18 protein-coding genes are annotated in these 17,621 nt (G+C 61.6%); 15 read left to right on the plus strand and 3 right to left on the minus strand.

What is annotated here, in order from left to right:
• The first annotated feature begins 132 nt into the window (after positions 1-132).
• Both CWR53_RS03835 and sfsA read left to right on the plus strand, forming a co-directional pair.
• Positions 133-1,305, plus strand: coding sequence for a pyridoxal phosphate-dependent aminotransferase (locus tag CWR53_RS03835; protein ID WP_100850862.1), 1,173 nt, complete (start codon positions 133-135; stop codon positions 1,303-1,305).
• On the plus strand, positions 1,305-2,018 hold the full coding sequence (gene sfsA, locus CWR53_RS03840; protein ID WP_100850863.1) for a DNA/RNA nuclease SfsA: 714 nt from the start codon (positions 1,305-1,307) through the stop codon (positions 2,016-2,018). The genes CWR53_RS03835 and sfsA overlap by 1 nt, the downstream gene beginning before the upstream one ends.
• Here the strand turns inward: sfsA and CWR53_RS03845 are convergent.
• Positions 2,008-2,325, minus strand: coding sequence for a Rieske 2Fe-2S domain-containing protein (locus CWR53_RS03845; RefSeq protein ID WP_058604741.1), 318 nt, complete (start codon positions 2,323-2,325; stop codon positions 2,008-2,010). The two genes, sfsA and CWR53_RS03845, sit on opposite strands and share 11 nt — an antisense overlap.
• Here CWR53_RS03845 and CWR53_RS22905 point away from each other — a divergent pair.
• Genes CWR53_RS22905 through CWR53_RS03860 form a run of 4 tightly spaced genes read left to right on the plus strand, consistent with a single transcriptional unit; the run spans position 2,324 to position 5,161 of the window.
• Positions 2,324-2,479, plus strand: coding sequence for a hypothetical protein (locus CWR53_RS22905; protein WP_153302481.1), 156 nt, complete (start codon positions 2,324-2,326; stop codon positions 2,477-2,479). The two genes, CWR53_RS03845 and CWR53_RS22905, sit on opposite strands and share 2 nt — an antisense overlap.
• A complete protein-coding gene (locus CWR53_RS03850; RefSeq protein WP_100850864.1) occupies positions 2,476-3,360 on the plus strand; it encodes a hemin ABC transporter substrate-binding protein in 885 nt (294 codons plus the stop codon). The genes CWR53_RS22905 and CWR53_RS03850 overlap by 4 nt, the downstream gene beginning before the upstream one ends.
• Positions 3,361-3,410: 50 nt before the next feature.
• Entirely contained in the window at positions 3,411-4,394 is a 984-nt protein-coding gene (locus CWR53_RS03855) for an iron ABC transporter permease (RefSeq protein WP_181405463.1), read from the plus strand.
• Positions 4,394-5,161, plus strand: a complete 768-nt coding sequence (locus tag CWR53_RS03860) for a heme ABC transporter ATP-binding protein (RefSeq protein WP_100850866.1) — start codon at positions 4,394-4,396, stop codon at positions 5,159-5,161. The genes CWR53_RS03855 and CWR53_RS03860 overlap by 1 nt, the downstream gene beginning before the upstream one ends.
• 218 nt (positions 5,162-5,379) lie before the next feature.
• On the opposite strand, the gene CWR53_RS03865 is transcribed toward CWR53_RS03860, so the two are convergent.
• Together CWR53_RS03865 and CWR53_RS03870 are read right to left on the minus strand one after the other, a co-directional pair.
• Complete coding sequence (locus tag CWR53_RS03865; RefSeq protein WP_058604737.1) at positions 5,380-5,655, minus strand: TfoX/Sxy family protein; 276 nt, start codon at positions 5,653-5,655, stop codon at positions 5,380-5,382.
• Positions 5,656-5,793: 138 nt separating this feature from the next.
• Positions 5,794-7,356: a bifunctional aminoglycoside phosphotransferase/ATP-binding protein gene (locus CWR53_RS03870; protein WP_100850867.1), complete on the minus strand. Its 1,563-nt coding sequence runs from the start codon at positions 7,354-7,356 to the stop codon at positions 5,794-5,796.
• Positions 7,357-7,471: 115 nt separating this feature from the next.
• Between CWR53_RS03870 and mrcB the strand changes: the two genes are divergently transcribed.
• The 9 genes from mrcB (at position 7,472) to msrQ (ending at position 17,338) form a co-directional block, all read left to right on the plus strand.
• On the plus strand, positions 7,472-9,793 hold the full coding sequence (mrcB, locus tag CWR53_RS03875; RefSeq protein WP_100850868.1) for a penicillin-binding protein 1B: 2,322 nt from the start codon (positions 7,472-7,474) through the stop codon (positions 9,791-9,793).
• A gap of 27 nt (positions 9,794-9,820) precedes the next feature.
• Positions 9,821-10,600: a tetratricopeptide repeat protein gene (locus CWR53_RS03880; RefSeq protein ID WP_100850869.1), complete on the plus strand. Its 780-nt coding sequence runs from the start codon at positions 9,821-9,823 to the stop codon at positions 10,598-10,600.
• 2 nt (positions 10,601-10,602) lie between these two features.
• Entirely contained in the window at positions 10,603-10,932 is a 330-nt protein-coding gene (locus CWR53_RS03885; protein ID WP_375335481.1) for a YqcC family protein, read from the plus strand.
• 407 nt (positions 10,933-11,339) lie between these two features.
• A complete protein-coding gene (locus tag CWR53_RS03890; protein ID WP_100852582.1) occupies positions 11,340-13,064 on the plus strand; it encodes an acetolactate synthase 3 large subunit in 1,725 nt (574 codons plus the stop codon).
• Position 13,065: 1 nt separating this feature from the next.
• Positions 13,066-13,557 (plus strand): acetolactate synthase small subunit, encoded by a 492-nt coding sequence (gene ilvN, locus CWR53_RS03895; protein ID WP_003250040.1) that lies wholly within the window; start codon positions 13,066-13,068, stop codon positions 13,555-13,557.
• 58 nt (positions 13,558-13,615) lie between these two features.
• Entirely contained in the window at positions 13,616-14,632 is a 1,017-nt protein-coding gene (ilvC, locus tag CWR53_RS03900; protein WP_058604733.1) for a ketol-acid reductoisomerase, read from the plus strand.
• Between the two features lie 150 nt (positions 14,633-14,782).
• A complete protein-coding gene (gene pssA / locus CWR53_RS03905; protein ID WP_023533151.1) occupies positions 14,783-15,634 on the plus strand; it encodes a CDP-diacylglycerol--serine O-phosphatidyltransferase in 852 nt (283 codons plus the stop codon).
• Between the two features lie 79 nt (positions 15,635-15,713).
• A complete protein-coding gene (msrP, locus tag CWR53_RS03910) occupies positions 15,714-16,727 on the plus strand; it encodes a protein-methionine-sulfoxide reductase catalytic subunit MsrP (protein ID WP_058604732.1) in 1,014 nt (337 codons plus the stop codon).
• Positions 16,727-17,338, plus strand: a complete 612-nt coding sequence (msrQ, locus tag CWR53_RS03915; protein ID WP_100850870.1) for a protein-methionine-sulfoxide reductase heme-binding subunit MsrQ — start codon at positions 16,727-16,729, stop codon at positions 17,336-17,338. Before msrP ends, msrQ begins: the two co-directional genes overlap by 1 nt.
• Positions 17,339-17,621 lie beyond the last annotated feature (283 nt).

Below are 17,621 nucleotides of genomic sequence, written 5' to 3' on the forward strand. Positions count from 1 at the left end.
GCCGCCGAACTTACCAGATAGATCGGGGGTGCGCTAGCCCGCCCGATCCTGCTTACTGACACCGGCGCAAACCGTACGTTCGATTGCATGCAAGGGTAGAATCCAAAGTTTAGACCCGATTGAGAGAAGGACATGGCCCAACCCTACAGTGCGCGCAGCCGCGCCATCGAACCCTTCCATGTCATGGCGCTGCTGGCGCGTGCCAATGAGCTGCAGGCAGCCGGGCATGACGTGATCCACCTCGAGATCGGCGAGCCGGACTTCACCACGGCAGCGCCCATCGTCGCCGCAGGGCAGGCCGCCCTTGCCGAAGGCCACACCCGGTACACAGCCGCCCGCGGTCTGCCTGCACTGCGCCAGGCAATCGCCGGTTTCTATGGCCAGCGCTATGGTCTTGACGTTGACCCGGAGCGCATCCTGATCACGCCAGGTGGCTCCGGTGCGCTGCTGCTGGCCAGCAGCCTGCTGGTCGATCCCGGCAAACATTGGCTGCTGGCCGACCCGGGCTACCCGTGCAATCGCCACTTTCTGCGCCTGGTCGAGGGTGGGGCGCAGTTGGTGCCGGTAGGGCCTGAGGTGAACTATCAGCTCGATGCAGGGCTGGTGCACACACACTGGAACGCCGATACGGTCGGCGCTCTGGTGGCTTCACCTGCCAACCCGACGGGGACTGTACTGGGGCGTGATGAGCTGGCCAGCCTTGCCCAGGCCACGCGCGCCCGCGCCGGTCATCTGGTTGTGGACGAGATCTACCACGGCCTGACCTATGGCATGGACGCGCCCAGCGTGCTCGAAGTCGACGATTCGGCCTTCGTGCTAAATAGCTTTTCCAAATATTTCGGCATGACCGGCTGGCGCCTGGGTTGGCTGGTGGCACCCGAAGATGCCGTGGCTGACCTTGAGAAACTGGCGCAAAACCTCTACATCAGCGCACCCAGCATGGCCCAGCACGCAGCGCTGGCCTGCTTCCAGCCAGAGGCGCTCGGTATCTTCGAGGCGCGTCGTGCGGAATTTGCCAAACGCCGTGACTACCTGCTGCCAGCCCTGCGCAGTCTGGGCTTCGAAATCGCCGTGGAGCCCCAGGGGGCGTTTTACCTGTATGCCGATATCAGCGCCTTCGGGGGGGATGCCTTCGCGTTCTGCCGACATTTCCTGGAAACCGAACACGTGGCGTTTACCCCGGGGCTGGACTTCGGTCGCCACCTGGCCGGCCATCATGTACGTTTCGCCTACACCCAGAGCCTCCCGCGTCTGGAACAAGCGGTCCAGCGTATCGCCCGTGGCCTGCAGAGCTGGCAGGGCTGATGCGTTTTTCTCCTGCCCTTGAACAAGGTCGGCTGCTGCGCCGGTACAAGCGCTTTCTGGCCGACATCGAACTGCCCACTGGCGAGCAACTGACGATTCATTGCCCCAACACCGGCTCCATGCTCAATTGCATGCACGAGGGTGGCCTGGTGTGGTTCAGTCGCTCCAGCGACCCGAAACGCAAGCTGCCAGGCACCTGGGAAATCAGCGAAACCCCACAAGGGAGGCTGGCCTGCATCAACACCGGCCGTGCCAACGCGTTGGTGGAGGAGGCGCTGCGTGCGGGCATCATCACCGAATTGGCAGGCTTCACCGCACTCAAGCGAGAAGTGGCCTACGGTGAAGAAGGCAGTCGTATCGATTTTCGTCTGGAATTCGACGGTGCACCGGCTTATGTGGAAGTCAAAAGCGTGACCCTGGGCTACGCCGACAGCACCACGGCAGCGTTTCCGGACGCCGTCACCCAGCGCGGTGCCAAGCACCTGCGCGAGCTGGCCAAGCTGGCGCGCCAGGGCATACGGGCGGTTCAGCTGTATTGCGTGAACCTGACGGGTATCGAGGCCGTGCGACCGGCCGACGACATCGATATGGCCTATGCCCAGGCCCTGAAGGCTGCGGCGGCCGAGGGGGTCGAAGTGCTGGCCTATGGGACCCGGCTGGATGCCGAGGGCATCGTCATCGACCGACGGCTGCCGGTGATCCTTACGCCTTGAGCCAGATGCCCTGGCTGTCTTCGAGGCAGTCCAGGGCCTGCAGCGCCTCGCCTTCGCACGGCCCGGACACGCATTCGCCTGTTTCGATCAGAAACAGCGCGCCGTGGTGGCTACAGTGAATAAGGCTGTTGCTGTCGTCCAGAAAACGTTCCTGCGGCCCGTTCAAGGCAATGCCACGGTGCGGGCAGCGGTTGCGGTAGAGATAAACGCTACCTTGGCGGCGAACGCCCAGCAGGAGTACGCCGTCTACGTCGAACGGGCGGCTCTGGCCTTCGGGCAAGCCGTGGGAGGGGCAAAGAAAGTGCATGGCAGGCCTGACTCTGGGTGCGGTGATCGACTTGACGCGTCAATGCGAACAATTATCAAATGGCTGTCATTCGCTGCGCCTGGCTTTGCATGGTGCGCAGTTCTGCCGCCCGCTACAAGGTGTGGGGGCCAAACCGATGAAGGAAATCCAATGATGCGTCGCCTTGCCGCCGTGCTTGTTCTCGCCGCCAGCCCACTGCTCTGCGCCAAGGCCCTGGCAGCCGACCAGCCGAGCCGTTGGGTCAGTGCGGGCGGCGCCTTGAGCGAGTGGGTGGTGGCGTTGGGCGCTGAGCCGCGGCTGGTCGGCGTCGATACCACCAGCCAACACCCAGCCTCATTGAAAGCGCTGCCCAGCATTGGTTATCAGCGCCAGTTGTCCGCTGAAGGCATTCTGAGCCTGCGCCCGGATAGGTTGATAGGTACGGATGAAATGGGCCCGGCGCCGGTGCTGGCACAAATTACCAGGGCCGGCGTGCCCGTCGAGGTGTTCTCCAGCCAGCCCGATATCGATGCCGTCGGACAGAACCTCAAGCGCCTGGGCGAGCTGCTGGGGGCCCAGGCACAGGCTGCACGTGCGACCGCAGACTTTCGCCATCAGCTCGACCAGCTGCACGACAACGTACGCCAGGCACAAGCCGGGCAGCCCGCGCCCGGCGTGGTGTTGCTGGTAGGTCATGCAGGTGCCAGGCCGCTGCTGGCAGGCGCCGGCACGGCAGGGGACTGGGTCTTGAAGCAGGCCGGGGGACGTAACCTTGCAACCCATCAGGGCTACAAGGACTTTTCCAGCGAGGCGCTCGCGGCGTTGGACCCGGATGTCATCGTGTTCTCGGACCGCGTGCTCGCCGATCAAGCCGCCTTGCAGGCGCTGTTGAAAGAAAATCCATCCCTGGCCGCCTCGCGTGCAGTGCGCGATCAGCGCCTGGTTCAGCTCGACCCGACCCTGCTGGTCGGAGGGCTGGGGCCGCGCTTGCCCGCCAGCCTTCAGGTGCTGGCGGCAGCATTCTATCCTTCGGCCAACATCCGCTTCGCGCCATGAGGCCGCGGGTCCGACCGCGCACGTTGTTCATCTGGCTGGGCTTGGCATGCATGCTCGCCATCCTGCTTTCGTTGTCGTTGGGGCCCGTAAGCCTGCCGTTGACCGATACGCTGCAGGCCAGCTTGCGGCTTGTGGGTGTGCCGCTTTCAGCGGAGGGTTTGCAGCAGGCACAGATGATCATTGGCCAGATCCGCCTACCGCGCACGCTGCTGGGGCTGGCTGTAGGCGCAGTGCTGGCCTTGTCCGGGGTGGCCATGCAGGGGTTGTTTCGCAACCCACTGGCAGACCCTGGGCTGGTGGGCGTGGCGGCCGGAGCGGCGGTTGGGGCGGCAGTCGCGATCGTTGGGGCTCGGTGGCTGGGTAACGTCCCCGAGGGTTTGTCACCGTATCTGTTGTCGCTGTGTGCGTTTCTCGGCGGACTGGGTGTGACCGCGCTGGTCTACCGGCTGGGCAGGCGCGACGGGCAAACCAATGTGGCTACCATGCTGCTGGCCGGGGTTGCCATGACCGCACTGGGCGGCGCGACCGTGGGGCTTTTCAGCTACCTGGCCGATGACGCCACCCTGCGCACCCTGACGTTCTGGAACCTTGGCAGCCTCAATGGCGCCAGTTACGCGCGGATCTGGCCTCTGCTGCTGGTCGCGACGGGCATCTCGCTCTGGCTGCCTCGCCGGGCGAGGGCGCTCAATGTGTTGATGCTGGGGGAGTCCGAAGCCCGGCACCTGGGTATCGACGTCGAGCGCTTGAAGCGGGAGTTGGTGTTCTGCACGGCATTGGGCGTCGGGGCGGCAGTGGCTGCAGCCGGCTTGATCGGGTTCGTTGGCCTGGTGGTGCCGCACCTGGTGCGACTGCTGGCCGGCCCTGATCATCGGGTGGTATTGCCTGCCTCGTTGTTGGCAGGGGGCGCTTTGATGCTGATGGCCGATCTGCTAGCGCGGCTGCTGTTGGCGCCTGCCGAACTTCCCATCGGTATCGTCACTGCCTTCATTGGCGCACCGTTTTTCCTGTACCTGCTGATCCGAGGACGCGCGTGATGCTGCAAGCCGAAGGCCTCTACCTGCGCCGTGGTCAACAGGACGTTCTGCGGGGTATCGACCTGCAGCTGGCGCCTGGGCAGATCGTCGGTGTATTGGGCCCTAACGGTGCGGGCAAGAGCAGCCTGCTGGGGGCGCTCAGTGGCGAACTCGTGCCTGCGCAGGGGCGGGTGACGCTGCAAGGGCGTCTGCTGTCGGACTGGGCCGGCCCCGAGCGCGCGCAACGGTTGGCGGTGTTGCCGCAGGTGGCCAGCCTAGGCTTTGCCTTCCAGGTGCAGGACGTCGTGGGCATGGGGCGCATGCCACACGCCACCGGGCGCCAGCGTGACGCGCAGATTGTGGAGGCGGCATTGCAGGCGGCAGACGCGACCCACCTTGCACAACGCAGTTATTTGGCGTTGTCGGGTGGCGAGCGCCAGCGGGTGCACCTGGCACGGGTGATGGCGCAGTTGTGGCCGGGGGGAGAGGGCGTGACGTTGCTGCTCGACGAGCCTACCTCCATGCTCGACCCTCTGCACCAGCATACAACCCTGGAGGCGGTGCGTCGTTTCGCGGACCGTGGCGCTGGCGTTTTGCTCATTCTGCATGACCTTAATCTTGCAGCACGGTACTGCGACCGGATCCTGTTACTGGAACAGGGACGCAGTTACGCCCTGGACAGCCCTGCCAGTGTGCTTACCCCAAAGGCGCTCAAGGCCGTCTTCGGAATCGACGTCATCGTGCAGGCGCATCCTGAGCGGGGGCATCCATTGGTCATCGCCCGCTGAAATAGCAGCAGGGTGTGTTCTTGAAGTCGATCGGACATTCGACCTGAACAGCGAGGCAAAAAAAGACCCGGCAAATTGCCGGGTCAATAACCGTGATTAGCCTGATGAGGAGATAATCTGAGAGTCCGAACCAAGGGCTCTGAGGTTATCCAACCAGTCTGGCGACCAGTTGTGATAATCATAACGATTCTCATTCATGGGTCAATAGCTTATTGCACTTAATTTTTCGCCTCGCGCTGAGTCGCGGATTCCAACTGTTCGAGCAGTGCCGCCTTGCGCGCATGCGGCAGTGCTCTCCAGTTCACATCCAGCAGGGCGCCCTCGATGGCGAACAGCAGGACATTGGTAGCGCGAAAGCCGCGAGCCTTCACCGCCAGGTAGGCCTGAACTGCGCCAAGCCGCCGCAAATCCGACGAGCTTTGCACCCCGGCAGCCCTCAGCCACTGGACTGAAGTCTTGCCAAGGTTTTTCAGGCAGTAAAGATCCTCGCTCATCACGCCTCCTTGCGGTGGTTGAGGAAAGAGCGGATGCCGCTAGAGGAAGTGTAGCGGGGCAGGACACGTGCGCGGCCTTTTAACAAGGCCGCAGGTCGAAGGCGCGTTGCTTGAAATGGCATCCTGCCGTGTCAGGCATCAGAGCCCGGGCAAGCGCTGACGGATTTGCTCGATGACACGGTCCATGCTGCTACTCGCCTGGGTATCTACCAACGTGCTCAACGCGACTTCCTCGGCAGCCAACGGCTCACGGCTTGCCTGCTGAGCCTGGACGACTTCCAGGGTGGCGTCCGACGGGTCCTGGCTTTGCGCCTGGCGTTGCTGCAACCAGCTGCTGATCACGGCATCCGGGGCATGGCAATCGAGGATCAGGAACGGTACGCCAGTTTGGCTGGCGACGTCGGCGGCAGCCTGGCGCTGTGCATGCTTGAGGTAGGTGGCGTCGAGCACCACCGGCAAGCCTGCCCGCAGCACGGTAGCCGCAATGTGATGAAGCCGCTGGTAAGTGGCTGCACTGGCCTCTTGGTCGTAGATGCCTGCGCTCAACTGGCCTGTCGCATCTTGCGCCTGCTCGCCGAACAGACGTTTGCGTTCCACGTCCGAGCGCACGCGCACGGCGCCCAGCGCTTCGACCAGGCGCATGGCCACGTGGCTCTTGCCGACAGCCGAAACCCCATGGGTAATGACCAGCAGGCGTGAAGGGATGGCGCTGTAGCTTTCTGCGAGATTGGCGTAGTTGCGGTAGGTGCGTAGGGTCGTGGCCTTCTGTACGCCATCGGCGTCGGCAGGCATGCTGAACAGCGCGACCTTGGCACGTACCAGTGCGCGGTAGGCCTTGTAGAAGTTGAGCAATTCCAGCCCTTCATAGTCCCCGGTCAGTTCCAGGTACTGGCTGATGAAACGCCGGGCCAGGCACTTGAGCCCACGGTCCTCCAGGTCCATGGCCAGGAAGGCGGTGTCGGCATAGACGTCGGTCAGGCGGAAGGGCTCATTGAACTCGATGCAATCGAAGATCACCACCTGGCCATCAATCAGCGTGGCATTGCCCAGGTGAATGTCACCGTGGCATTCGCGAATGAAACCTTCGGCCTTGCGGCGTTCGAGCAGCCCATGCAAACGGTCAAAACTGCTGCGCGCCCAGGCTTGTAGGGCGTCGAGCTGTTGCAGGTCGGCCTTGTCGCTCAGAAACGGACGGATTTGTTCGAAGTTCTGTTCCACCGGTGCCATCACGCTCTCGGGCGTACCCAGCGGGTGCTCCACGGGGACGCGAGGCGCCTGCAGGTGGAATTCGGCGATCTGGCGGGCCATCTGGTCGACATGGGCAGCGGTCAGCTCACCGTTGGCCTGAAGTGTGGACAGCATCTGTCCCTGTGGGAACTGACGCATTTTCAAGGCGAACTCGATTGCCTGGCCCTCTCCACCGATCTGCGGGGCGTCGGGGCTGCCGGTGATCGGCAGCACCTCCAGGTACAGACCGTCGGTCAGGCGCTGATTCAGGCGCAGTTCTTCGTTGCAGAAGTGCTGGCGCTGATCCAGGTGGGTGAAGTCGAGGAAGCCGAAGTTCATCGGCTTCTTGATCTTGTAGGCATACTCACCCGTGAGCAATACCCAGGAGATATGCGTCTCGATGAGGTGGAACCCATCCACGGGGTGGGGGTACAGGGCAGGGTTCTGCAACGCAGTGATGAGGGCTTGGCTCACGGGAAATCCTTCCGGGGGCAGGGAATTCGAATCGGCCATTATGGTCAATGGTGCCGTCCCTGCCTACCGCCGGGCCGCCTGCCCAGCCTCAGTAAAGTGCGTATAATCCGCCGCCATGACTCGATCTCGAAATTCCCGTACCCCTAAAAAACGCCCGACCGGCCGCTCCCGTGCCTGGCTGGGCTGGGCTTTGAAGCTCAGTCTGGTCGGCTTGGTGATCATCGCCGGCTTCGCGGTCTACCTCGATGCCGTCGTGCAGGAAAAGTTTTCCGGCAAGCGCTGGACCATCCCTGCCAAGGTGTATGCCAGGCCGCTGGAGCTGTTCACCGGCCAGAAACTGAGCAAGGACGATTTCCTCACCGAACTCGACGCGCTGGGTTATCGCCGTGAAAGTGCCGCCAACGGGCCAGGCGCGGCAGCGGTGAACGGCAACACGGTGGACCTCAATACCCGTGGCTTCCAGTTCTATGAGGGCATGGAACCTGCCCAGTTCGTGCGTGTACGGTTTTCCGGTGATTACGTGGCAGGGCTTGCGGGCGCCAATGGCAAGGCCTTGGATGTGGTCCGGCTGGAGCCGCTGATGATCGGCGGCATCTACCCCAAGAACCTCGAGGATCGCATCCTGATCAAGATCGACCAGGTGCCCAAGTACCTGCTCGAAACCCTTGTGGCCACCGAAGACCGTGATTTCTACAGTCACATGGGCGTGTCGCCCAAATCCATCGCGCGGGCCATGTGGGTCAATACCTCATCCGGATCGATGCGCCAGGGCGGCAGTACCCTGACCCAGCAGCTGGTCAAGAACTTCTACCTCACCAGTGAGCGCAGCCTGAGCCGCAAGCTGACCGAGGCGATGATGGCGGTCTTGCTGGAACTGCATTACGACAAGCGCGAGATTCTGGAGGCCTACCTCAACGAGGTGTTCGTCGGCCAGGACGGCCAGCGTGCCGTGCATGGTTTCGGCCTGGCCAGCCAGTTCTTCTTCAGCCAGCCGTTGTCTGAGCTCAAGCTGCACCAGGTCGCATTGTTGGTTGGCATGGTCAAGGGCCCGTCCTACTACAACCCGCGCCGTTACCCGGAACGTGCGTTGGCCAGGCGTAACCTGGTACTGGACCTGGTCGCCGAGCAGGGCGTGGCCAGCCAGGCCGAAGTGGATGCGGCGAAGAAGATGCCCCTGGGCGTCACCAAGCGCGGCAGCTTGGCCGACAGCTCGTTCCCGGCCTTCCTGGACCTGGTCAAGCGCCAGCTGCGCCAGGACTACCGCGACGAAGACTTGACCGAAGAGGGGCTGCGAATTTTCACCAGCTTCGACCCGATCCTGCAGATGAAAGCCGAAACCTCGATGAACGAGACGTTCAAGCGCCTGGCCGGGCGCAAGGGCGCCGACGAGGTGGAATCGGCGATGGTCGTGACCAACCCTGAAACCGGCGAGGTGCAGGCCCTGATCGGCAGCCGCCAGTCGGGCTTCGCCGGTTTCAACCGCGCCATCGATGCCGTGCGCCCGATTGGTTCGCTGGTCAAACCGGCGGTGTACCTGACGGCCCTCGAGCAGCCGAGCAAGTACACCCTGACCAGCTGGGTGCAGGACGAACCGTTCTCGGTCAAGGCTGCCAACGGGCAGGTGTGGCGCCCGCAGAACTACGACAGGCGTTCGCACGGCACCATCTACCTGTACCAGGGGCTGGCGCATTCGTACAACCTCTCCACCGCCAAGCTTGGCCTGGAAGTGGGTGTGCCGAACGTGATCAAGACCATTGGGCGACTGGGTGTGGACGTGGACTGGCCGGCGTTCCCATCGATGTTGCTGGGTGCAGGCGGGATGTCGCCGATGCAGGTCGCGACCATGTACCAGACCCTGGCCAACGGTGGCTTCAACACGCCGATGCGCGGTATTCGCAGCGTACTGACGGCCGAAGGGGAGCCGCTCAAGCGCTATCCGTTCCAGATCCAGCAGACGTTCGACCCTGCGGCCATCTACCTGGTGCAGAACGCCATGCAGCGGGTCATGCGGGAAGGCACCGGGCGCTCGGTGTACAACACCTTGCCGCGTACCCTCACCCTGGCGGGCAAGACCGGTACCAGCAACGATTCGCGTGACAGCTGGTTCTCAGGCTTCAGCCAGGACCTGCTGGCGGTGGTCTGGATGGGCCGCGACGACAACGGTAAAACGCCCTTCACCGGCGCTACCGGCGCGCTGCAGGTGTGGACCAGCTTCATGAAAAAAGCCGACCCACTGCCGCTCGACATGCCCCAGCCCGACAACGTGGTGCAGGCCTGGATTGATCCGTACAGCGGCCAGGGGTCTGACAGCAGCTGTCCGGGCGCCGTGCAGATGCCGTATATTCGCGGGAGTGAACCGCCTGCCGGCGCGACCTGTGGCGGCGAGCAGAATCCAGCTGAATCGGTCATGGACTGGGTCAAGGGCTGGATGAATTAAGCACAGGCTGCATTGAAGAGGTGTGACGTGAACAAGTGGCTGTTTCCTGCCGTGACGGCGCTGGCGGTGCTCCAGGGGTGCTCCAGCGTGCCTCGCGGCAATATCCCGGTGGTCGACTCCAGTACCCGCGTGTCCAACAGCGAGCGCGTCACGGCCAAGCGCCAGGCCCCTGGCATCAATGCCGGCACGCCCCAGGCGCAGACCCTGCCGGAAGACTCCGGCGTTACTGTGATGATTCCCCAGGGGGCCGGGGCGTCCGGCATCCAGACGTTCCCTGCCGGCAATGGCGCGGCGCCTATCAGCACGACGCCGATCACCACCGAGCCAGTCAACACCCAACCGATCACCACCGACCCGAATCCCATTGCCGACGAGCCTTTCGATATTGCGTCGATGAACAGCGCATCGGCCCCCAAGGCCAGCAGCGCGCCAACCGGTATCCCGCGTAGCGGCGCTGGCGGCGGGTTGTCTGCTGACGAACAGCTCGATGGGCCGGTGCTGGCACTGCTGACCACCGCCCAGACGCAGCAGGGCAGCGGCGATTTCAACGGCGCTGCCTCGAGCCTGGAGCGGGCCCAGCGGATCGCGCCGCGGGAGCCGCAGGTACTCTACCGGTTGGCGCAGGTCAGGCTGTCCCAGGGTGACGCCCCGCAGGCCGAGCAGTTGGCGCGTCGTGCGCTGACCTATGCCAATGGGCGGCCGAGTCTTCAGGCCGAGTTGTGGAACACGATCGCCCAGGCGCGTGAAAAGCAAGGCGACAGTGCCGGGGCAGCGCAGGCGCGGCAAAAAGCACGGGTGAGCTCGTGACGGTGCAGCCGCGGGTACTGGCCATTGCCGACCACCTGATGCTGATTGAGCGTGAGTTGCAGGTGCAAGGTTGGTGGGACGACGAGGCGCCTGAGGACGATGCACTGGAGAGCACGGTGCCCTTCGCGGTCGACACCCTGCGTTTCGAGCAGTGGCTGCAGTGGATTTTTCTGCCGCGCATGAAGATCATCATCGAGTTGGGTCACCCATTGCCCAACGCGTCGGGGATTCTCACCATGGCTGAAACCGTATTCGTGGACCGGCCGGAGCAGAGCCGGGAGCTGCGCCGGCTGTTGGCAGCATTCGACCAATTGATCGCCCCGACCGCCTGATTTCTTCCAATTTTCCTTCAAGGGCCGCAGATTGTGGCCCTTTTTTATGGAAATCTTAATTTTTCTGCTGCTTTAGTGATTTTTAGTGGTGCCAGGAATTCATCTTGGCTGAAAATTGGCAATAATTTTTCTTGACTTGTCGCCGCCAAATCACAAGAATCCAACTTCCGCTGTAGTGGGACTGCCAGAAGCAGACCCGCTAAGCAGATCATGAGGCGCACACCCGCGCCGACCTGTTACACCCCGCAACGCGTTACCTCGCGCTGGGTGGGAAACCCCCGCAACACTCTGGGGAGCTCCCAATACTTGCTCAGTCAGTGCTGACGTTCGCTCATGCTCTGCTTGGCAGTAAACCTATTAAGACCCGCCTGTTGGGGCGGTATTCTGGCGTTTTAGAGGTGAACAACGTGGAGCTTTTATCTGGCGCTGAGATGGTCGTCCGCTTCTTGCGTGACGAAGGCGTTAAGCACATCTACGGGTACCCTGGTGGTGCTCTCCTGCACGTTTACGACGCGCTGTTCAAGGAACCGGAAGTCGAGCACATCCTGGTTCGCCACGAACAGGCGGCGACGCACATGGCTGACGGCTACGCCCGCGCTACCGGCAAGGCCGGCGTGGTGCTGGTGACGTCCGGCCCGGGTGCGACCAATGCCATCACGGGCATTGCCACTGCCTACATGGACTCCATTCCGATGGTCATCCTGTCCGGCCAGGTGCCTAGCACCATGGTAGGTACCGATGCCTTCCAGGAAACCGACATGATCGGTATCTCCCGGCCTATCGTGAAGCACAGCTTCATGATCAAGAACCCGACCGAGATTCCGGAAATCCTGAAAAAAGCATTCTACCTGGCGCAATCCGGCCGCCCAGGCCCGGTGGTGGTCGATATCCCCAAGGACATGACCAACCCGGCTGAAAAATTCGAGTACGTGTACCCCAAGAAGGTCAAGCTGCGCTCTTACAGCCCGGCGGTGCGCGGGCATTCCGGGCAGATTCGCAAGGCGGCAGAAATGTTGCTGGCCGCCAAGCGCCCGATCGTCTACGCCGGCGGCGGCGTGATCCTGGGTGGTGGGTCCGAGTCCCTGACCGAGATCGCCAAGTCGCTGAACCTGCCAGTCACCAATACCCTGATGGGGTTGGGCTGCTTCCCGGGTACCGATCGCCAGTTCCTTGGCATGCTGGGTATGCATGGCAGCTTCACTGCCAACATGGCCATGCACAACGCCGATGTCATCTTCGCCGTCGGTGCGCGTTTCGACGACCGTGTGGTCAACGGCCCGGCCAAGTTCTGCCCGAACGCCAAGATCATCCATATCGACATCGACCCGGCTTCGATCTCCAAGATGATCAAGGCCGACGTACCGATCGTTGGCCCAGTGGACAGCGTGTTGTCCGAGATGATCGGCATTCTCAAGGAAATCGGCGAACAGCCTGAGAAGGCGTCGCTAGATGCCTGGTGGAAGCAGATCGATGAATGGCGTGGCGATGGCGAACTGTTCCCTTATGACAAGGGCGACGGCAATGTCATCAAGCCGCAGAAAGTCATCGAGACGCTGTGCGAAGTCACCAACGGCGATGCCTTCGTGACCTCGGACGTGGGCCAGCACCAGATGTTCGCTGCCCAGTACTACCGCTTCAACAAACCCAACCGCTGGATCAACTCCGGTGGCCTGGGCACGATGGGCTTCGGCTTCCCGGCAGCGATGGGCATCAAGCTCAATTTCCCGGATCAGGACGTTGCCTGTGTAACCGGCGAAGGCAGCATCCAGATGAATATCCAGGAGCTGTCGACCTGCATGCAGTACGGCCTGCCGGTCAAGATCGTCAACATGAACAATGGTGTGCTGGGCATGGTTCGCCAGTGGCAGGACATGGCCTACAACGGCCGTCACTCGCACTCTTATGTCGAGTCGCTGCCTGACTTCATCAAGCTGGCCGAGGCCTATGGCCATGTGGGCATCCGCATCACCAGCCTGAAGGACCTCAAGCCCAAGCTTGAAGAGGCCTTCGCGATGAAGGATCGCCTGGTGTTCATCGACATCGCGGTTGACCGCAGCGAGCATGTCTATCCGATGCAGATCAAGGACGGCTCGATGCGTGACATGTGGCTGAGCAAGACGGAGCGTACCTGATATGCGGCACATCATTTCCCTGCTGCTGGAAAACGAACCGGGTGCCTTGTCCCGTGTGGTCGGCCTGTTCTCCCAGCGCAACTACAACATTGAAAGCCTGACCGTGGCGCCGACCGAAGACCCGACCCTGTCGCGCCTGACGTTGACCACCGTTGGCCATGACGAAGTGATCGAACAGATCACCAAGAACCTGAACAAGCTGGTCGAAGTGGTCAAGCTTGTCGACCTGTCGGAAAGCGCTCATATCGAACGCGAGCTGATGCTGGTCAAGGTCAAGGCCACCGGTGCCCAGCGTGCCGAGATCAAGCGCACCACGGATATCTTCCGTGGCCAGATCGTCGATGTGACTGCCAGCGTGTACACCGTGCAACTGAGCGGCACCAGCGACAAGCTGGACAGCTTCATCCAGGCCATCGGCACTGCATCGATTCTCGAAACCGTGCGCAGCGGCGTTACCGGCATTGCCCGTGGCGACAAAGTGCTCAGCATCTGAATTCAACAATAAATTAGCGATGGCTCCATTGGGGCCGGGATATAACCAGGGGTATTTCATGAAAGTTTTCTACGATAAAGACTGCGACCTTTCCATCATCCAGGGTAAGAAAGTCGCCATCATCGGCTACGGCTCCCAGGGCCACGCTCAGGCGTGCAACCTGAAAGACTCCGGTGTGGACGTCACTATCGGTCTGCGTAAAGGTTCGGCCACCGTTGCCAAGGCAGAAGCCCACGGCCTGAAAGTGACCGACGTAGCTTCGGCAGTCGCCGCTGCCGACCTGGTCATGATCCTGACCCCGGACGAATTCCAGGGCCAGCTGTACAAGCAGGAAATCGAACCGAACATCAAGAAGGGCGCTACCCTGGCGTTCTCCCATGGCTTCGCGATCCACTACAACCAAGTGGTTCCACGTGCCGACCTCGACGTGATCATGATCGCGCCGAAAGCCCCGGGTCACACCGTGCGCTCCGAGTTCGTCAAAGGTGGCGGTATCCCTGACCTGATCGCCATCTACCAGGATGCTTCGGGCAACGCCAAGAACGTCGCCTTGTCCTACGCCTCGGGTGTAGGCGGTGGCCGTACCGGCATCATCGAAACCACTTTCAAGGACGAGACCGAAACCGACCTGTTCGGCGAGCAGGCCGTGCTGTGTGGCGGTACCGTCGAACTGGTCAAGGCTGGTTTCGAGACCCTGGTCGAAGCTGGCTATGCCCCGGAAATGGCCTACTTCGAGTGCTTGCACGAGCTGAAGCTGATCGTTGACCTCATGTACGAAGGCGGTATCGCCAACATGAACTACTCGATCTCCAACAACGCCGAATACGGTGAGTACGTGACCGGTCCGGAAGTCATCAACGAAGAATCCCGTAAAGCCATGCGCAATGCACTCAAGCGCATCCAGGACGGCGAGTACGCGAAGATGTTCATCTCCGAAGGCGCTACCAACTACCCATCGATGACCGCCAAGCGCCGTAACAACGCCGCGCACGGCATCGAAGTCATCGGCGAGAAGCTGCGTTCGATGATGCCGTGGATCTCGGCCAACAAGATCGTCGACAAGACCAAGAACTAAGGTTTATCGAACGATGAAAAACGCGGCTTAGGCCGCGTTTTTTCGTTCTGGCAGCCAGCTTCTGGTATAAAGCAGACCAGTGGCCCGCCGTCAGAACCTGTTTAGCGGGCCCGTGTCGAACTTTTTCCATCCTGTTGCAAGGTACCCTCCATGAGCGAACGTCCCGAAGAGCCGAACAAGCCCTCCGACGCCGAAAGCCTGCTACCTGTCGATGAGCACATTGAAGAGGGGCATGACGACGAAGGGCGCAAGGTGCGTCATCGCGGCATTTATCTGCTGCCCAACCTGTTCACCACCGCGAACCTGTTCGCTGGTTTCTATTCCATCATCAGTTCGATGAACGCACAGAGCGCCCTGAGCGCTGGCGACCCGCGCGAAGCGAGCAAGTATTTTGCCTTTGCTGCCATCGCCATCTTCGTGGCCATGGTGCTCGATGGCCTCGATGGCCGGGTAGCGCGCATGACCAATACCCAGAGCGCCTTCGGCGCCGAGTACGATTCGCTGTCGGACATGGTCGCCTTCGGCGTGGCCCCCGCGCTGCTGGCCTTTGGCTGGGCGCTGGGTGACATGGGCAAGGTCGGCTGGATGGTGGCCTTCATTTATGTGGCCGGTGCTGCGCTTCGTCTGGCGCGTTTCAATACACAGGTGGGCACCGCCGACAAACGCTACTTCATCGGCCTGGCCAGCCCGGCTGCAGCCGGCGTGGTGGCCGGTACGGTATGGGCGTTCAGCGACTATGGTATCCAGGGCTCGAAGCTCTCGTTCCTGGTGGCGCTGTTGGTGGCGGCTGCGGGCATGCTGATGGTCAGCAACATCAAGTACAACAGCTTCAAGGAACTTGACCTCAAGGGGCGCGTGCCTTTCGTGGCGATCCTTGCCGTGGTGCTGGTGTTCGCAGTGGTCTTCAGCGATCCACCGCGCATTCTGCTGCTGGCTTTCCTGGCCTATGCGGCTTCCGGCCCTATCCAGTTCCTGCTGCGCTCGCGTCGTCGCAAAGGGTGACAACCCCTTAATTGTGGAATAACCCTCCGGCTCCATAGTCTTACTGGTACATCCGTTACCTAGTGCTATGGAGCCGCTCATGCTTATCAAGCTTCCCAGGTCTTGCGAATGCAAGGCGTCGGAGATCACCCCTGAAGGCCTCTATCTCTCGCGCCGCACCCTGATGGGCGGCTCGCTCGCGGGTCTGGCACTGGGTACGCTGCCGGGCAACGTTCTGGCCGGCGAGCCGTCTCGCTACCCTGAAGTACAGGCTGGCAAGGCGCCTGCCTGGTTTGCCGAAAAGCTGCCCGGTACCCGTTGGCAGGCGGTGACGGTCCAGAACGAAGCCGTGACCCCCTTCAAGGATGCCACCCACTACAACAACTTCTATGAGTTCGGGCCCGACAAGGGCGACCCGGCTGCCAACGCAGGCAGCCTCAAGACCGAACCCTGGAGCGTTGTCATCGATGGGGAAGTGGGTAAACCCGGTCGCTATGCACTGGAGGACTTCGTCAAACCCTACCAACTCGAAGAGCGTGTCTATCGACTTCGCTGCGTGGAAGCGTGGTCGATGGTCATTCCGTGGCTAGGCTTCCCATTGGCGCACGTGCTCAAGCAGGTCGAACCCACCTCCAAGGCCCGTTACGTCCGTTTCGAAACCCTCGAGGATCCCAAGAGCATGCCCGGCCAGCGTTCTGGCTTTGCATTGATCGATTGGCCTTATGAAGAGGGGCTGCGCCTGGACGAGGCGATGCATCCGCTGGCCATCCTGGCAGTCGGTATGTATGGCCGGGAGCTGCCGAACCAGAACGGGGCCCCGCTCAGGTTGGTCGTGCCCTGGAAGTATGGCTTCAAAAGCATCAAGTCGATCGTGCGCATCAGCCTGGTGGCAGAGCAACCGAAAACCACTTGGCAGGGGTTGGCTCCGGATGAGTATGGCTTCTATGCCAACGTGAACCCGACCGTCGACCACCCGCGCTGGAGCCAGGCTCGTGAACGCAGGTTGCCTAGCGGGCTGTTCAGTCCCAATGTGCGAGAGACACAGATGTTCAACGGCTATGCCGATGAGGTGGCGTCGCTGTATGACGGGCTGGATCTGCGGAAGAACTACTGATGAGATATCCCTGGTTTCGTCTAGGTATATTCATGGCAGGCTGCTTATTTCCGGCCTGGTGGCTGTATGAGGCATCGGCCAGCCTGTTGGGCCCTGATCCGGGCAAGGTGTTGATGGACCGGTTGGGGTTGGGCGCCTTGGTGTTTCTGTTAATCAGCCTGTGCATGACGCCATTGCAGCGGGTTACCGGTTGGCCGGGCTGGATCGTGGTGCGACGTCAGCTCGGGCTGTGGGTGTTTGCCTACATCGTGTTGCATGTGCTGGCGTACCTGTTCTTCATCCTGGGGTTGGACTGGGGGCAGTTCACGGTAGAACTGCGCAAGCGACCGTACATCATCGTGGGTGCCCTTGGTTTGCTGGGTTTGCTGGTGTTGGCGGTCACGTCCAATCGCTACAGCCAGCGCCGCCTGGGCGCGCGGTGGAAGAAGCTGCATAGGCTGGTCTACGCAGTACTGGGCCTGGGGCTGCTGCATTTTCTGTGGATCGTGCGATCTGACCTGCGGGAGTGGGCTGTCTATGCCTTTATTGGGATGTTGTTGATGGTGCTGAGGATACCGGCTGTTGCGCGTTCGCTTGCGCGCGTGAACCGCAGCAAGGGGAGGGCGGCTTGAGGTGGCATTGGAAGGTGACAGGCACTTATCTCACGATTTCTGAAATTAATGGTTGACGCGGTTTCGAATCCCCTTATAATGCGCCCCACTTCCAGCGACATCGGAACGCGAAACTCCTTGAAATTCAATGGGTTAGCTAGTTCGGGTGATGCTGTAAAGGCTACGATCGAACAGATCGGCAGCGGTTGAGAAGAAGGTTGACAGCGTGTTGAAATGCTGTAGAATTCGCCTCCCGCTACGAGAGATCGAAGCGAGTCAAGTGTTTGAAGTTGAACGAGTTTCT

Origin of the sequence: Pseudomonas sp. SGAir0191 (assembly GCF_002812565.2) — a bacterium.
GTDB lineage: Bacteria > Pseudomonadota > Gammaproteobacteria > Pseudomonadales > Pseudomonadaceae > Aquipseudomonas > Aquipseudomonas parafulva_B.

Excerpts from the sequence above, each read along its gene's own strand:
- CWR53_RS03835 (WP_100850862.1), top strand. The coding sequence starts at position 133 with ATGGCCCAACCCTACAGTGCGCGCAGCCGCGCCATCGAACCCTTCCAT.
- sfsA (WP_100850863.1), top strand. The coding sequence starts at position 1,305 with ATGCGTTTTTCTCCTGCCCTTGAACAAGGTCGGCTGCTGCGCCGGTAC.
- CWR53_RS22905 (WP_153302481.1), top strand. The coding sequence starts at position 2,324 with ATGGCAGGCCTGACTCTGGGTGCGGTGATCGACTTGACGCGTCAATGC.
- CWR53_RS03845 (WP_058604741.1), bottom strand. The coding sequence starts at position 2,325 with ATGCACTTTCTTTGCCCCTCCCACGGCTTGCCCGAAGGCCAGAGCCGC.
- CWR53_RS03850 (WP_100850864.1), top strand. The coding sequence starts at position 2,476 with ATGATGCGTCGCCTTGCCGCCGTGCTTGTTCTCGCCGCCAGCCCACTG.
- CWR53_RS03855 (WP_181405463.1), top strand. The coding sequence starts at position 3,411 with ATGCTCGCCATCCTGCTTTCGTTGTCGTTGGGGCCCGTAAGCCTGCCG.
- CWR53_RS03860 (WP_100850866.1), top strand. The coding sequence starts at position 4,394 with ATGCTGCAAGCCGAAGGCCTCTACCTGCGCCGTGGTCAACAGGACGTT.
- CWR53_RS03865 (WP_058604737.1), bottom strand. The coding sequence starts at position 5,655 with ATGAGCGAGGATCTTTACTGCCTGAAAAACCTTGGCAAGACTTCAGTC.
- mrcB (WP_100850868.1), top strand. The coding sequence starts at position 7,472 with ATGACTCGATCTCGAAATTCCCGTACCCCTAAAAAACGCCCGACCGGC.
- ilvN (WP_003250040.1), top strand. The coding sequence starts at position 13,066 with ATGCGGCACATCATTTCCCTGCTGCTGGAAAACGAACCGGGTGCCTTG.
- ilvC (WP_058604733.1), top strand. The coding sequence starts at position 13,616 with ATGAAAGTTTTCTACGATAAAGACTGCGACCTTTCCATCATCCAGGGT.
- pssA (WP_023533151.1), top strand. The coding sequence starts at position 14,783 with ATGAGCGAACGTCCCGAAGAGCCGAACAAGCCCTCCGACGCCGAAAGC.
- msrP (WP_058604732.1), top strand. The coding sequence starts at position 15,714 with ATGCTTATCAAGCTTCCCAGGTCTTGCGAATGCAAGGCGTCGGAGATC.
- msrQ (WP_100850870.1), top strand. The coding sequence starts at position 16,727 with ATGAGATATCCCTGGTTTCGTCTAGGTATATTCATGGCAGGCTGCTTA.